14 protein-coding genes and 1 tRNA gene are annotated in these 14,171 nt (G+C 69.1%); 10 read left to right on the forward strand and 5 right to left on the reverse strand.

The features are described from left to right. Positions 1 to 24: 24 nt before the first annotated feature. Entirely contained in the window at positions 25 to 306 is a 282-nt protein-coding gene (locus tag EDF40_RS16555; RefSeq protein WP_027466625.1) for a hypothetical protein, read from the reverse strand. A 214-nt stretch (positions 307 to 520) separates the two neighbouring features. Here EDF40_RS16555 and EDF40_RS16560 point away from each other — a divergent pair, with 214 nt between their 5' ends. The 7 genes from EDF40_RS16560 (at position 521) to pstB (ending at position 9,051) form a co-directional block, all read left to right on the forward strand. After that, positions 521 to 1,516 (forward strand): DUF418 domain-containing protein, encoded by a 996-nt coding sequence (locus EDF40_RS16560; protein WP_123340916.1) that lies wholly within the window; start codon positions 521 to 523, stop codon positions 1,514 to 1,516. A gap of 75 nt (positions 1,517 to 1,591) precedes the next feature. Next, complete coding sequence (locus EDF40_RS16565) at positions 1,592 to 3,757, forward strand: RNA degradosome polyphosphate kinase (RefSeq protein WP_123293277.1); 2,166 nt, start codon at positions 1,592 to 1,594, stop codon at positions 3,755 to 3,757. Then, on the forward strand, positions 3,754 to 4,701 hold the full coding sequence (locus EDF40_RS16570) for an NUDIX domain-containing protein (RefSeq protein WP_123340917.1): 948 nt from the start codon (positions 3,754 to 3,756) through the stop codon (positions 4,699 to 4,701). Before EDF40_RS16565 ends, EDF40_RS16570 begins: the two co-directional genes overlap by 4 nt. 210 nt (positions 4,702 to 4,911) lie before the next feature. Continuing rightward, positions 4,912 to 6,015 (forward strand): phosphate ABC transporter substrate-binding protein PstS, encoded by a 1,104-nt coding sequence (gene pstS / locus EDF40_RS16575; RefSeq protein ID WP_123340918.1) that lies wholly within the window; start codon positions 4,912 to 4,914, stop codon positions 6,013 to 6,015. 173 nt (positions 6,016 to 6,188) lie between these two features. After that, positions 6,189 to 7,139 (forward strand): phosphate ABC transporter permease subunit PstC, encoded by a 951-nt coding sequence (gene pstC, locus EDF40_RS16580; RefSeq protein WP_123340919.1) that lies wholly within the window; start codon positions 6,189 to 6,191, stop codon positions 7,137 to 7,139. Positions 7,140 to 7,151: 12 nt separating this feature from the next. Next, positions 7,152 to 8,237: a phosphate ABC transporter permease PstA gene (gene pstA, locus EDF40_RS16585; RefSeq protein WP_123340920.1), complete on the forward strand. Its 1,086-nt coding sequence runs from the start codon at positions 7,152 to 7,154 to the stop codon at positions 8,235 to 8,237. A 34-nt stretch (positions 8,238 to 8,271) separates the two neighbouring features. Continuing rightward, entirely contained in the window at positions 8,272 to 9,051 is a 780-nt protein-coding gene (gene pstB / locus EDF40_RS16590; RefSeq protein WP_123340921.1) for a phosphate ABC transporter ATP-binding protein PstB, read from the forward strand. A 265-nt stretch (positions 9,052 to 9,316) separates the two neighbouring features. Here pstB and EDF40_RS16595 read toward each other — a convergent pair whose 3' ends face one another. The 3 genes from EDF40_RS16595 to EDF40_RS16605 form a co-directional block, all read right to left on the reverse strand. Beyond that, complete coding sequence (locus EDF40_RS16595) at positions 9,317 to 10,186, reverse strand: anti-sigma factor domain-containing protein (protein WP_123340922.1); 870 nt, start codon at positions 10,184 to 10,186, stop codon at positions 9,317 to 9,319. Then, positions 10,183 to 10,782: an ECF RNA polymerase sigma factor SigK gene (gene sigK, locus EDF40_RS16600; protein WP_123340923.1), complete on the reverse strand. Its 600-nt coding sequence runs from the start codon at positions 10,780 to 10,782 to the stop codon at positions 10,183 to 10,185. The genes EDF40_RS16595 and sigK overlap by 4 nt, the downstream gene beginning before the upstream one ends. A gap of 634 nt (positions 10,783 to 11,416) precedes the next feature. Beyond that, positions 11,417 to 12,046, reverse strand: a complete 630-nt coding sequence (locus tag EDF40_RS16605; RefSeq protein WP_111085288.1) for a DNA-directed RNA polymerase subunit beta — start codon at positions 12,044 to 12,046, stop codon at positions 11,417 to 11,419. A 126-nt stretch (positions 12,047 to 12,172) separates the two neighbouring features. Between EDF40_RS16605 and EDF40_RS18970 the strand changes: the two genes are divergently transcribed. Together EDF40_RS18970 and EDF40_RS16610 are read left to right on the forward strand one after the other, a co-directional pair. Then, positions 12,173 to 12,334, forward strand: coding sequence for a DUF2207 domain-containing protein (locus EDF40_RS18970; protein WP_146249745.1), 162 nt, complete (start codon positions 12,173 to 12,175; stop codon positions 12,332 to 12,334). A 53-nt stretch (positions 12,335 to 12,387) separates the two neighbouring features. Continuing rightward, positions 12,388 to 12,460 (forward strand) — tRNA-Lys (locus EDF40_RS16610). Between the two features lie 118 nt (positions 12,461 to 12,578). Here the strand turns inward: EDF40_RS16610 and EDF40_RS16615 are convergent. Then, positions 12,579 to 13,133 carry a GDSL-type esterase/lipase family protein gene (locus EDF40_RS16615; protein ID WP_185003154.1) on the reverse strand — a complete coding sequence of 185 codons (555 nt, stop codon included), beginning with the start codon at positions 13,131 to 13,133 and terminating at the stop codon, positions 12,579 to 12,581. A gap of 143 nt (positions 13,134 to 13,276) precedes the next feature. Here EDF40_RS16615 and EDF40_RS16620 point away from each other — a divergent pair, with 143 nt between their 5' ends. Continuing rightward, positions 13,277 to 14,092: an SGNH/GDSL hydrolase family protein gene (locus EDF40_RS16620; RefSeq protein ID WP_148053892.1), complete on the forward strand. Its 816-nt coding sequence runs from the start codon at positions 13,277 to 13,279 to the stop codon at positions 14,090 to 14,092. Positions 14,093 to 14,171 lie beyond the last annotated feature (79 nt).

A 14,171-nucleotide genomic window follows, 5' to 3' on the forward strand; every position in this document is an offset into this window, starting at 1 on the left:
GGTCCGGGCGGAACGAGTGGCTGCTTACGCGCCGCCACCCGCGGTGAAGATGTCCTGCGAGATCTTGTCGAGCTGCGTGCGGAGCTGCTCGAGTTCGGTCTTCGCCTTGTCGAGGGCGGCCTTGGTCTCCGGCCAGGTCGACCCACGGAAGGTCGCCGCGAGCGGGCCGTCCCAGACGTTCGAGTCGGACAGGATCCGGCCCTGGGCGTCGAGCTGCGAGATCTGGTCGGTGAAACCACCGTTGATGATCGACTGGACCTGACGGATGGCGGTCTTGGCCTGCTCGGTCGAAAGGACACGCGACATGATGAACCTCTTTCATTCGTAGCTGCACCCCCGCGCAGTGGAATCCCCCCGGAGGCTCTGACGGGACCCACCATACCCACAAACCGGCGCAGATGTCACCGTTCGTATATCGTGACCAATCCTCCATGCCATAGCGCGGCACGTTTGGTGATGTACGGAATATCATCCGTCGGGACGACGCGAGACCGGTGCGCCCTCCGCTGAGATCGGAGGCATGACCACCTCGCCGCAGCTCCCCCACCGCGCACACCTGCTCGACGCCGTCCGCGGGTTCGCACTCGCCGGCATCATCGCCGTGAACATCGCTGACATCACCGAGATCGGGGCCGCCCTCGACCCGATGCACGACGACCCCGTGCGGGACGTGCTCGACTTCACCGTGCAGACGCGCTTCGTCCCGGTGTTCGCGTTCCTGTTCGGCATGGGCCTGTGGTTCGTGCAGGACGGCGCGCGCCGACGTGGTGCGGCCGTCTGGGCGGTGCTCGTCCGCCGGTTGGTCGCCCTCTTCGCCATCGGTGCCCTGCTCTGGCTGATCTACCCCGGGAACATCCTGGCGGAGTACGGCGTGGTCGGTCTCGTGGTGATGCCGTTCGTCCTGCTGCTCCCCCGGCTCCCGGTGCTGCTGCTCGGGGCCGTGGGGACGGTCGCCGCGTACGTGTCCACCGGCGGCGGTGTGCTGAGCCTGCCCGGACTCATGCTGCTCGGCGCCGGGTCGGCCGCGTTCGGGCTGCCGTGGGTCGCCGAGCGCGGCACCAGGTGGATCGCCGTGGTGTTCGGGGGCGCTGCCGTCGCAGCGGTCCCGGCAGTGCTGTGGCAGACGACCACGCCCGGCGATCCGCGCTTCACCACACCGGGCGGCATCGCCGGGGTCGTCATGGCGATCGCGTACACGGCCGGGTTCGCCCTGCTCTGGCACACTCCGGCGCAGCGGGTGCTCGCAGCCGTGTTCGAGCCGCTCGGCCGGATGGCCCTGACGAACTTCGTGGCCGCGGCCGTCATCGCCTGGGTCGCGGGACCGGCCCTCGACCTGCGGCACAGTGCCGATTCGTGGCCGGTCGTCGTGATCGGAGTCCTCTCGATCACGGTGCAGTCGATCGCGAGCCGGCTCTGGCTGCGCCGGTTCACCTACGGCCCGGTCGAGTGGTCGTGGCGCGTCGTGACGCGGTGGGGCCGCGTCCCGGTCCTGCGCCGACCGTCGACGTCCGGCTGAGCGCGTTCACCGCGTGTTTCCACAGCGTCCACCGGAGGCCCTCCGGCCACCGGGCCCGGGTGGCAGGATGTGGACATGGACACCGAACCGCAGCTCGACGGCGAATCCGTCGCACCCGACCTCGACGACTTCGACGAGGTCGTCGAGATCGAGCACGAGTCACTGCCGTCGGACCGCTACTTCGACCGCGAGCTGAGCTGGCTGCGCTTCAACCAGCGCGTGCTCGAGCTGGGCGAGGACCGCACGCAGCCCCTGCTCGAGCGGGCGAACTTCCTGGCGATCTTCGCGTCCAACCTCGACGAGTTCTTCATGGTCCGGGTCGCGGGCCTGAAGCGCCGCATCGACACCGGCATCGCCGTGCCCACCAACGTCGGACGTGCACCGAGCGACGTCCTGCGCGACATCGCGAAGAAGGCCCACGAGCTGCAGGACCGGCACGCCCAGGCGTTCATCGGGTCGCTCAAGCCCGACCTCGACGCCGCCGGCATCCACGTCGAGCACTGGTCCGACCTGGACGAAGCCGACCGGCTCCGGATGCGCGAGTACTTCAACGAGCAGATCTTCCCGGTGCTCATGCCCCTGGCGGTCGACCCGGCGCACCCGTTCCCCTACATCTCCGGGCTCTCGCTCAACCTGGCGGTCCGGGTCCGCAACCCGAAGTCGCAGCGGCAGGAGTTCGCGCGCCTCAAGGTGCCGCAGAACTTCTCCCGCTTCATCAAGCTGCCGGACGACAACTCCGGCCGGATGCGCTTCATCCCCCTCGAAGACCTCATCGCGAACCACCTCGACGACCTGTTCCCGGGGATGGAGGTGCTCGAGCACCACGTGTTCCGGGTCACCCGCAACGAGGACGTCGAGATCGAGGAGGACGAGGCCGAGAACCTCATCCAGGCCCTCGAACGCGAACTCCTGCGTCGCCGGTTCGGTCCGCCCATCCGCCTCGAGATCACCGAGGACATGGACCCGGTGACCCTCGACCTGCTCGTGCGCGAACTCGACATCACCGAGCAGGAGGTCTTCCGACTGCCGTCGCCGCTCGACCTCGGTGGCCTGTTCGAGCTCTCGAAGATCAACCGCCCGGACCTGCACTACCCGAAGCACGTGCCGACGACCCCGGTGCAGTTCCAGCCGGGTGAGCCGAACACGAAGCCCGACCTGTTCCGTGCGATCAAGGCGAACGACGTCCTCGTGCACCACCCGTACGAGTCCTTCGCGACGAGCGTGCAGGCGTTCCTCGAGCAGGCCGCGGCCGACCCGCACGTGCTCGCGATCAAGCAGACGCTGTACCGCACCTCGGGTGACAGCCCCATCGTCGAGGCCCTGATCGACGCGGCGGCCGCTGGCAAGCAGGTCCTGGCGCTCGTCGAGATCAAGGCGCGCTTCGACGAGCAGAACAACATCACGTGGGCCCGCAAGCTCGAGAAGGCCGGCGTGCACGTCGTCTACGGACTGGTTGGGCTGAAGACGCACTCGAAGCTCGTGCTCGTCATCCGGCAAGAGGGCGGCACGCTCAAGCACTACAGCCACATCGGCACGGGCAACTACAACCCGAAGACCTCACGCATCTACGAGGACATGGGCCTGTTCACCGCGGACGACACCGTGGGCAAGGACCTGACCCGCCTGTTCAACGAGCTGTCCGGCTACGCGATCGAGAAGAAGTTCAAGCGGCTGCTCGTCGCGCCGTTGCACCTGCGCAAGGGGCTGCTCAAGCGGATCCAGACCGAGTCCGACAACGCCCGCGCCGGCAAGCCGTCCGGCATCCGGATCAAGGTCAACTCGATGGTCGACGAGCAGATCATCGACGCCCTGTACCTGGCCAGCCAGGCCGGCGTGCCGGTGGACGTCTGGGTGCGCGGCATCTGCTCGCTCAAGCCGGGGATGGAAGGCGTGAGCGACACCATCCGCGTGCGGAGCATCGTCGGGCGGTACCTCGAGCACTCCCGCGCGTTCGCGTTCCACAACGACGGCGACCCGGCGGTCTTCATCGGCAGCGCCGACATGATGCACCGCAACCTCGACCGCCGCGTCGAGGCACTCGTGCGACTGACGGCACCGGACCACATCGACGAGGTGCTCGCGATGTTCGACCTGGCGATGGCCGACACCGCGAGCTCGTGGCACCTCGAGTCCGACGGTGAGTGGACCCGCCACTCGACCGACGATGACGGTCGCCCGCTCGAAGACGTGCAGAATGTGACGATGCGGAAGATCTCGGCTCGGAAGCGCTCCACTCGGTGAGCGGCGGTCCCTCGGGCCCCGTCCTCGCCGCCGGCGCAGTCGTCTGGCGCGAACAGGACGGCACGCCCCTCGTGCTGCTCATCCACCGCGACCACCACAAGGACGTCTCCCTGCCCAAGGGCAAGGTGGACCCGGGCGAGGCCGTCCCGACGACCGCCGTGCGCGAGATCGACGAGGAGACCGGGTACCGCGTGCACCTCGGCGCCCCGCTCGGCACCGCGGAGTACGTGCTGCCGAACGGTCGCGACAAGGTCGTGCACTACTGGGCCGCCCGTGTCTCGTCGAAGGAGTACGCCCGCGCGGGTGACTTCACCCCGAACCACGAGGTCGCCGCCCTCGAGTGGGTCACGATCGACGACGCCCGCAACCGTCTGACGTACGAGCGCGACGTGGCGATCCTCGACCGGTTCGCCGAGCGCGCCGCCGTCGGCCACCACCGCACCTTCGCCCTGATCGCGCTCCGACACGCGAAGACCGTGCCCGGCTCCGACTGGAACGGCCCGGACGCCACCCGTCCACTCCTGCCCGTCGGTCGTTCGCAGGCCAAGGCCGCGGCATCGCCCGTCGCCGCGTTCGGCCCGAAGAAGATCGTGAGCAGCACCGCGGCCCGGTGCCTCGCCACCGTCGAACCGCTGTCCGCGACCACGAAGCTCGGCGTCTCGAGCACCCCCGACATCAGCCAGGACGCCCACGACCGCGGCGCCGCCGACGTCAAGGGCGTCGTCCGCCGCCGGCTCGACAAGGGCAAGACCGCGGTGCTGTGCTCGCACGGGCCGGTGCTGCCGGACATCATCGCCCGGATCGCCACCGCGACCGCCGACGACTCCGGCCGGTTCGACCTCCGCCGCGCCGCGATGCTCTCGGTCGGCGACTTCTCGGTGATGCACATCGCCGGCGAGACCCTCGTCGCCGTCGAGACGCACCGCAACACGATCCCGGCGTAGCGACCGCACGCCCTGCACCCGGCCACGTGCCGGGCGTCGGCCGTGCCCGGAACGCGATCCGCGCCTCCCGGTCGGCACAACCCCTCGTTCACCTTCCGTTCACCAACGCGCGTGATCCCCGTCACCTCGCGTCCCTACAGTCGCTCCCGGGTCGGCACCGGCCCAGGGACCGCAGTGGTCCCACTGCACCCCATCCCCGAAGGGACCCCTGTGAACATCAAGCGAATCGGTTCGATCGCAGCAATCGCGATCGCCGGCGCAGTCGTGCTCTCCTCGTGCGCGGCGAACGAGGACGCGGGCAGCACCGAGTCCTCCTCGAGCAACTCCGGCTCCTCGAGCCTCACCGGAACCCTGACCGGCTCCGGCTCGTCCGCCCAGCAGACCGCGCAGGCCACCTGGGCCGCCGGTTTCCAGGACCAGGCCTCGGGCGTCACGGTCAACTACACGCCCGATGGTTCGGGCGCCGGCCGCAAGAACTTCATCTCGGGTGCCGCGGACTTCGCCGGCTCCGATGCAGCACTGAACGACGAGGAGCTCTCGGGCTCCTTCGACCTGTGCAAGGCCGACACCAAGGCCATCGACATCCCGGTCTACATCTCCCCGATCGCGATCGCCTACAAGGTCGACGGCGTCAGCGACCTGACCCTCGACGCGAAGACCATCGCGGGCATCTTCTCGGGCAAGATCACCAAGTGGAACGACTCCGAGATCGCCTCGCTGAACAAGGACGCGAAGCTGCCGGACGCGAACATCACGGTCGTGCACCGCTCCGACGACTCGGGCACCACGCAGAACTTCTCGGAGTACGTCTCCGCGAACGCCGGCGACGTCTGGACCGAAGAGCCGAGCCAGACCTTCCCGTACTCGGTCGGTGACAGCGCGAAGGGCACCTCCGGTGTCGCCTCCGCCATGGGCAGCGCCTCCAACGCGATCACCTACATCGACGACTCCGGCGCGGGTGACCTCGACAAGGCGAAGCTGATGGTCGGCGACAAGGCCACCGAGATCTCGGCCGACGGCGCCGCGCAGGTCGTCGCCGACTCGAAGGTCGCCACCGGCCGCGAGGACAACGACCTCGCGATCGACATCGACCGCAAGGACACCGCTGACGGTGCCTGGCCGCTCGTCCTCGTCTCCTACGCCATCGCGTGCCAGGAGTACAAGGACTCGGACAAGGCCGACCTGGTCAAGGGCTTCCTGAGCTACGTCGTCACCGGCGACGCCCAGGACGCCGCGGCGAAGGAGGCCAAGTCGGCCGCCCTGTCGTCCGACCTGGCCGAGAAGGCCGCTGCCGCGGTCGACTCCATCAAGTAAGACCCCCAAGCGCCCGGACGCCGGTCCCACCCACCTGACCGGCGTCCGGGCCCTTGCTCGTCGCGACGCGAGCAGCCCGGCCCCACCGCCAGCGCCCGTCCGACCAGCACCCCGTTCCACGCTCCACCACCCGAACCCGTCGCCTCCCCCGGCGTTCCTCCGACAGGAGTCCCATGACGACCGCACCGGCCCAGCCAGGGGCCACCGTCACCCCGACCAAGCCGAAGGCCGTCGTCCGCGTCGGTGACCGGGTGTTCTCCGCCGCCTCGGTGATCGCCGGCGGCCTCATCCTGTTCGTGCTCGTGCTCGTCGCCGCGTTCCTCGTCTGGCAGAGCATCCCGGCGTTCGCCGCCAAGGTCGGCGAGCTGCCGAACAACGCCACGAACTTCTGGGACTACGTCGGCCCCCTGGTCTTCGGCACCGTCTGGTCCGCGCTCATCGCGCTCGTGATCGCGGTCCCGCTCGCCCTCGGCATCGCCCTGTTCATCTCGCACTACGCACCGCGGCGCCTCGCCCCGGTGCTCGGCTACGTCATCGACCTGCTCGCCGCGGTCCCGTCGGTCGTCTACGGCCTCTGGGGCATCGTGGTGCTGGCGCCGTTCGTGAAGCCGTTCTACGGCTTCCTGAACGAGTACCTCGGCTGGTTCCCGCTCTTCTCCGGCCAGGTGTCCGGCACCGGCCGCACCATCCTGACCGCGTCGATCGTCCTCGCCGTGATGGCGATCCCGATCATGACGGCCGTCATGCGCGAGATCTTCCTGCAGGCGCCCACGCTCAACGAGGAAGCCGCCCTGGCCCTCGGTGCGACGCGCTGGGAGATGATCCGACTGTCCGTGCTGCCGTTCGCGAAGTCCGGCATCGTGTCCGCGATCATGCTCGGGCTCGGACGTGCCCTGGGTGAGACGATGGCGATCGCCCTGGTGCTGTCGGTCTCGACGAACGTCACCTTCCAGATGCTGACCTCGCAGAACCCCTCGACGATCGCCGCGAACATCGCGCTGCAGTTCGCCGAGGCATCGGGGACCGCCCTGAACGCCCTGATCGCGTCGGGTCTGATCCTGTTCGTCATCACCCTGGTCATCAACATGCTCGCGCGGTACATCGTCCGCACGCGGGTCAGCTGAGAGGTCCACCCGATGTCCCTCGCCCTCCGTCAGACCGGCACCGCCGGCAACGTCTACGCCAACGGCAAGCTGCACCGCTCGGTTCCGTGGCTGCTGCTGGTCGGCAGCTGGGTCGCCCTGGTGGCCGTGTTCGCCCTGCTCAACGCCGGCGGCTCGGTCAAGGACTTCAACGTCGTCGCAGCGCTCTTCCTCGGCACCGTCCTGTTCGACGTCCTGATCGTGGTCGTCTCGCGCATCGTCGAAGGCGGACGCCAGGCCGTCGACCGGCTCATCACCTCGCTCGTCATCACCGCCTTCGTCATCGCGGTCCTGCCGCTGGTGTCGCTGCTCTGGACGGTCCTGGCCGACGGTCTCGCCCGCTTCGACGCGAACTTCTTCTCGTACTCGATGCGCGGGGTGATCTCCGAGGGCGGCGGCGCGATCCACGCGCTGATCGGCACGCTCGAGATCACGCTGTTCGCGGCGCTCATCTCGGTGCCGATCGGGCTGCTCACCTCGATCTACCTGGTCGAGTACGGCCGCGGCGCACTGGCGAAGGGCATCACGTTCTTCGTCGACGTCATGACGGGCATCCCGTCGATCGTCGCCGGTCTGTTCGCGTACGCACTGTTCGCGCTGTTCCTCGGCCCCGGTGCCCGCTTCGGCCTGGTCGGCTCGGTCGCCCTGTCGGTGCTGATGATCCCGATCGTCGTGCGCTCCACCGAAGAGGTGCTGAAGATCGTGCCGATGGAGCTCCGCGAAGCGTCCTACGCCCTCGGGGTGCCGAAGTACCTCACGATCCTCAAGGTCGTCCTCCCCACGTCGCTCGCCGGCATCACCACCGGCGTCATGCTCTCCATCGCCCGCGTCATCGGCGAGACGGCCCCGCTGCTCGTCACCGCCGGCTTCACCGCGAGCATGAACTACGACCTGTTCAAGGACCCGATGATGACCCTGCCGGTGTACGCGTACACGCAGTACTCGCAGCAGGGTGCCAACCCGCAGCCGTTCGTCGACCGTGCCTGGACCGCCGCGCTGGTGCTCATCCTCATCGTGATGGTGCTCAACCTGCTTGCCCGGTTCGTCACCCGACTCTTCGCCCCCAAGCTCTCGCGCTAGCGAACCCACTTCCCCACCCACCAGAAGGATCAACGTGTCCAAGCGCATCGAGGTCGACGGCCTCAACGTCTACTACTCGAAGTTCAAGGCGGTCGAGGGTGTCGACATCACCATCGAGCCCCGCACCGTCACCGCCTTCATCGGCCCCTCCGGCTGCGGCAAGTCCACCTTCCTCCGCACCCTGAACCGCATGCACGAGGTCATCCCCGGCGCATGGGTCGAGGGCTCGGTCAAGATCGACGGCGACGACCTGTACGGCCCCGGGGTCGACCCGGTGCTCGTCCGTCGCCAGGTCGGCATGGTCTTCCAGCGTCCGAACCCGTTCCCGACGATGTCCATCAAGGACAACGTGCTCGCGGGCGTGAAGCTCAACAACAAGCGCGTCTCGAAGTCCGAGGCCGACGACATCGTCGAGCGGTCCCTGCAGGGCGCGAACCTGTGGAACGAGGTCAAGGACCGCCTCGACAAGCCCGGCATGGGCCTGTCCGGTGGGCAGCAGCAGCGTCTCTGCATCGCCCGCGCCATCGCGGTGCAGCCCGACGTGCTGCTGATGGACGAGCCCTGCTCGGCACTCGACCCGATCTCCACCCTGGCCATCGAGGACCTGATCGAGGAGCTCAAGAAGGAGTTCACGATCGTCATCGTCACGCACAACATGCAGCAGGCCTCGCGCGTCAGCGACAAGACGGCCTTCTTCAACATCGCCGGCACCGGTGCGCCGGGCAAGCTCATCGAGTTCGACGACACCACCACGATGTTCTCGAACCCGTCCGTCCAGGCCACCGAGGACTACGTCTCGGGTCGCTTCGGTTGATCGCTGTCCGTCCGTCGTGCTGACGGACGACCGGGAGGCCCGGTGCACGTCCGCCACGGACGCGCACCGGGCCTTCGTGGTTGCGCTGGGGGCGGTGCTCGTGCCGACGCAGAACGACACCCTCGATGTCGTGCGACGTCGACCTCGTCGCTCGTTGCAGGCGCTCCATGTTGCATACGCGCTGGAACGACGAAACCGCTGTCGTATGACAGCGGTTTCGTCGTTCTGCGTCGGAGCCGGGGCGGGGTCGGTCTTCCCGGGAGGGTCAGGCCGAGGTGGTCGGGACCGCCATGATCGGCGTCGTGGTCGGCTGCTCCGAACCACCGGCCGGCTCGACCGTCATGCCGATCGTCGCGCCGTCGGACATCGAGCCCGTCAGCACCGCCGAGTGCACGCCGTCGGCGACACCGTCGACCAGGCCGGCCGACTTGATCGTGCCGCCCTCGTTCTCGGAGCCGATGTACCAGAGCTCGTACGTCTTGCCCTTCGGCGCCTGGGCGACACCGTCGAGGATGACCGCGGACTTGCCGAGGTCGCCCGACCACACGACCGTGGCCGTGCCGCCGCCCTCGACCTTGGTGGTGCTGCGCTGGAAGTCCGACGCGGCGTAGATGCGGTCGAGGCCACTCGACGCCTGCGTGGTGCCGGTGCCCGGTCCGTCGGCCGGACCGTTCGCGACGCCGACCCCCAGGCCGACACCGAGGAAGACCACGGCGACCGCAGCAGCACTGGTGAGCATGGCTGCCGGACGCTGGAACCAGCGGCGCCGAGCTTCGGAGGTCGCCCGGCCACCGGTGGTGGAGCCGTCGGCGATCGAGGCGACGTGCCTGGCGGGCTCGGGACGGGCCTCCTGGACGGGGGTCGTGTCGCCGGCAGGAGCCGTGTCGGCCAGTGGTGCAGCCTGCGGGGTCGTCGCGATCTGAGCCAGCAGCGACGCGCGGAGCGACGTCGGCGGCTCGATCGGAGCGGCGGCGAAGGCCAGCTGCAGCGCGGTCTCGCGCAGCGAGTCGGCCTCGGCCTGGAGTTCGGGCGACGTCGTGAGGACGTCCTCGAGGAGCATGCGCTCATCGTCGGACAGCGCGTCGAGTGCGTAGGAACCCGTCAGCAGGGCGGGGTCGTCGTGTCGTTCGGTCATGAGGTCACCCCCATCTCGTCTCGGAGTCGGATCATCCCGTCACGGAGACGGGTCTTGACGGTGCCGATGGGGACACCGAGTTGTTCGGCCATCTCGCTGTGCGAGAAGCCTCCGTAGTACGCGAGCTGCACGGCCTGCCGCTGGAACTCGGTCAGCTTGGCCAGGGCCCTGCCGACACGTTCGTGTTCGATGCGGATCTCGACCGACTCGGAGACCTGGTCGAAACCGGACTCGAGGTCGCGGATGCCGATCTTCGTGTCCCGGTCGTGCGAGGCCTGCGACGCCCGGACCCGGTCCACCGCTCGGCGGTGCGCCATGGTCAGGACCCAGCTGGAGGCGGTCCCGCGCTTCCGGTCGAACCGGGTGGCCTGTTGCCAGACTTCGAGGAAGACCTCTTGCGTGACCTCTTCGGACTGGGCGCGGTCCCGGAGGAGCCGCGTCACGAGTCCGAGGACCCGGCCGGAGAGGGCGTCGTAGAGGTCCGCGAAGGCGGCTTGGTCACCGGAGGCAACCCGCGCCAAGAGGTCGTCCGGCGATGCCTGGGCTGGCTCTGACGAGCTCCAGCGTTCGGTGTCGCTATCCACGAGGGCAAGCATTGCAGGTTTCCCTCCTCTCGGGTGCGTCGGCGACCGGTTGTGGCCGTTCTGTCAGGGGTGCTGCGTGATGCGGTGGTGCTGGTGGTGCGGTGGTGCTGGTGGTGCGGTGCTGCTGGTGGTGCTGTGCTGCGGCCGCGCCCCGGGTAGGACGAAGCCGCCGCGTCGTGCGGTCGAGACGAGAGGCCAGCGTGACCCACAGGGAATTGACCGGCGGATACCGGTCCGGGTCACGCCGGGCCTCTCGCGTTCGTGACGGTCATCAAGTCCGTCACGCTGATGATTCGGCGCGGTGCCCGTGGTGGATTGGATCGGATGCCGAGAAGTTGTCGGGACGCCGCGTCCGGGCCCTCTGTCGAGCACGCCCGGGTCCGGATCTGTCCACCGAGAGTGAACAGGGCAGCGGACACAGCCGACGCGTCGTAGAGTTGGTGTCGCCGGGCCGCAGCAAGCCCCGGGCTCCAAAATTCGCCGCTTCGAGCGGCCTCGCGCCGAGAGGCGCTTCTGCGGCCCGGTTTTTCTCTGCCCTGCGGCTGTCTGCTTGCGCTTCGGCGTTCTGCCCTTCGCGTTCTGCCCTTCGCGTTCTGCCCTTCGCGTTCTGCCGGGAGGCCCGGTGCGGGTCCGGCGCGTTCGCTCGCTAGTCCAGGCTCTCGCGACGCCAGAGCGCCGCCGCCTCGGTCAGGTCGGCCGCCAGCTCCGTCAGACGGAGCGCGCGCGTCGTCAACTCGCTCGCGCGGCCGGTCGCGGTGAGGTCGGAGTCGTCCGCCACCGCAGTCGCACCGGCCGCGGTCAGCCGGCAGAACGCCGCCCCACGGTCGAGCGCCACGGCGAAGTCGCCCGTGTACAGCCCGTGCAGGATGCGGTCCGCCAGGGTGAGGATCTCGGCAGGACCGGTCGGCTGCTCCGCCCCCGCGACGGCCTGGTCGATCGTGCCGATGCGCTCGGTGCCGCGCTGGAAGAAGTACGCGATCTCCTCCGGGTTCTGCCGGATCACCGTGCGGACGAGGTACACCCGCCACAGGGCACCCGGCAGGGTGTGCGCACCCACCCGTGCCCAGAGTTCGGCGATCGCGTCGATGCCGTGCACGTCCGTGTAGGTGACGAGCCGCTCGACCACCGCGGGGTCCGGGTCCTGACGCACCCGGTGCAGCAGCGCGTTCGCGGTCTCGTGCGCGACACGGTTCACGACGGCCGGGTCCTCGCCGCCCTGGATCGCGGCGAACTCGGCATCGGTGAAGTGGACAGGACGGTGGTGATCGCGAGGCACCGCGTCAGTGTAGGCACGGCCGGTGACACGCCCGCCTTCCGTTCGCGCAGAACGCAACGGCAGCGCCGCGGGTACGGTGTCTCGTCGGGGGGCGCTCCTCCCGTACGTGAAGGAGAGGACTCCCCCATGAACCCGTTGCTCATCATCCTGGCCGTCATCGCGGTCATCCTGCTGTTCGTCGGTGGCTTCACCGCGAGCCTCAAGTTCCTGCTGTGGGTTGGCATCGTGCTGCTCATCGTGGCGGTCGTCCTGTGGCTGCTGCGGACGCTCACCGGGCGTCGCGGCTGACCCTCGACACCAGGTTCTTCCCAGAGGCCCTCACCCGCTAGCCTTGCGGGTGAGGGCCTCTAGCTCAGTTGGTAGAGCACCGGACTTTTAATCCGAGGGTCGTGGGTTCGAGCCCCACGGGGCCCACACTCTCCTGAACGCCGGCTTTTCATCCGAGGGTCGTGGGTTCGAGCCCCACGGGGCCCACACTCTCCTGAACGCCGCCCCCACGGGGCACACGGACACCAGGAGTGCAGCGCGCTCGTCAGGCGGATGCCCCGCCAGCGGCGATGCGGATCGTGTTGGACAGGAGCGCCCCGGCAGCGGTGCCGGTCGCCACGGTGGGGTGCACGCCGTCAGCATCGGCGGCTCCGGTCGCGTACGTTCCGTCGAGGCGACGGACCGGGAACCAGGGATCGACCAGCAGCCAGCCGTTGTCGGCGGTGAAGCGTGCCAGGTCGCGGTTGTGCGCGAAGCCGCCGGCGGCGCGGTCGATGTGGTCGGCGCCGTAGTCCGTGAGGTTCGACGGCGCGACCTGCGCGACGACGACGTGGTCGGCGCCCACGATGCCGACGATCGCGGCGATGTTGTCGCGGATCGTCGACCGGCCCACACCGAGGCGGATGTCGTTCGTCCCCACCATGACGACGAGGACGTCCGCGTCGACGGGCGCGGCGGCGTTGCGGACCGTCGCCGACGTCGCACCGCTGATCCCGACGCCCGCGACGAGCCGCAGGTCCGTCCCGGTCAGGAACCGTGTCCACGAGAACGAGTTCTCCGGGTTGGTGATGCTGTCGCCGGCGTAGGTGACGGTCGTCACGGGGCCCCCAAGAATCGGTGTCAGGTGCGAGCCCGATCAGCAAACCACGATCAGCGGCTCGGACCGCGGGCGCTCGCCCGCGTTCGAGGACACTCCTTCCCCGGTCAGCAGGCGTCCGGACCGTGCCGCGTAGAATCCCGGCCGTGGCCCGACGAACCGACGGCGGATGGCCGGACGGTCCCCGTTCGTTGCCGCGCAGACGACGACGCAAGAGGCGACGGCACCTGCCGGCCGTCGCCCTGAGCGCGATGGCACTCGGCGTCGGCGGGTTCCTCGTCATGCTGCCGGCGGTGTCCGATGCGTGCCTGACGATCCCGGCGACGTCGACCGTCTCGGCTTCCCGGGTGTCGTCGGCCATGGCCCGAGGCGCGGAGGTGCTCATCGTGGGCGACTCGTACACCGTCGGCCGCGGCTCGTCAGACGGCGTGCACGGGTGGGCGCAGGACCTCGCGACGGAGCGCGGCTGGGACGCCACCATCGACGGTGTCGCCGGGAGCGGCTACGTGAACACCGGGAGGTCGCACTCCCCCACCATGACCTACCGTGCGCGGATCGAGCAGAACGCATCGCTCGACCCCCGGCTGGTCATCGTGCAGGGCAGCCAGAACGACTGGCTGGTGAGCGCGTCGACACTCGAGGAACGTGTCGAGCAGGCACTGCGGACGGCGAAGCGGCAGTGGCCCGATGCGGTCGTCGTCGCGATCGGGCCGTCGGCCCCGCAGCCCCGCGCGGAGACCACCGTCGCCATCTCGGCGGCGGTCGCGGCCGGCGCTCGGGACGCCGGCGTGCCGTTCGTGGACGCGGTCGACCGGCAGTGGTTCACGGCGATGAACAGCGGCAGCTACGCGGCGGGCGACGGGCAGCACCTCAACGACGACGGCTACCGGTACCTGGCCGACAAGATCGACGGCGCGCTCGAACAGCTCGCCAGCGCCGACCCGTCCGACCGCTGCTCCTGACAGCGTGATCGGCGAGCGCCCGATCAGTACACCGGGGTACAAGTCGCCCCCAGCTGGCTCATGGCAGATCCCCTGCACA

This window comes from Curtobacterium sp. PhB170 (genome assembly GCF_003752345.1).
GTDB lineage: Bacteria > Actinomycetota > Actinomycetes > Actinomycetales > Microbacteriaceae > Curtobacterium.

Coding starts and splice junctions, on each gene's coding strand:
- EDF40_RS16595 (WP_123340922.1), bottom strand. CDS start 10,186: ATGACCGAACGACACGACGACCCCGCCCTGCTGACGGGTTCCTACGCA.
- pstC (WP_123340919.1), top strand. CDS start 6,189: ATGACGACCGCACCGGCCCAGCCAGGGGCCACCGTCACCCCGACCAAG.
- sigK (WP_123340923.1), bottom strand. CDS start 10,782: ATGCTTGCCCTCGTGGATAGCGACACCGAACGCTGGAGCTCGTCAGAG.
- EDF40_RS16555 (WP_027466625.1), bottom strand. CDS start 306: ATGTCGCGTGTCCTTTCGACCGAGCAGGCCAAGACCGCCATCCGTCAG.
- EDF40_RS16565 (WP_123293277.1), top strand. CDS start 1,592: ATGGACACCGAACCGCAGCTCGACGGCGAATCCGTCGCACCCGACCTC.
- pstA (WP_123340920.1), top strand. CDS start 7,152: ATGTCCCTCGCCCTCCGTCAGACCGGCACCGCCGGCAACGTCTACGCC.
- EDF40_RS18970 (WP_146249745.1), top strand. CDS start 12,173: ATGAACCCGTTGCTCATCATCCTGGCCGTCATCGCGGTCATCCTGCTG.
- EDF40_RS16560 (WP_123340916.1), top strand. CDS start 521: ATGACCACCTCGCCGCAGCTCCCCCACCGCGCACACCTGCTCGACGCC.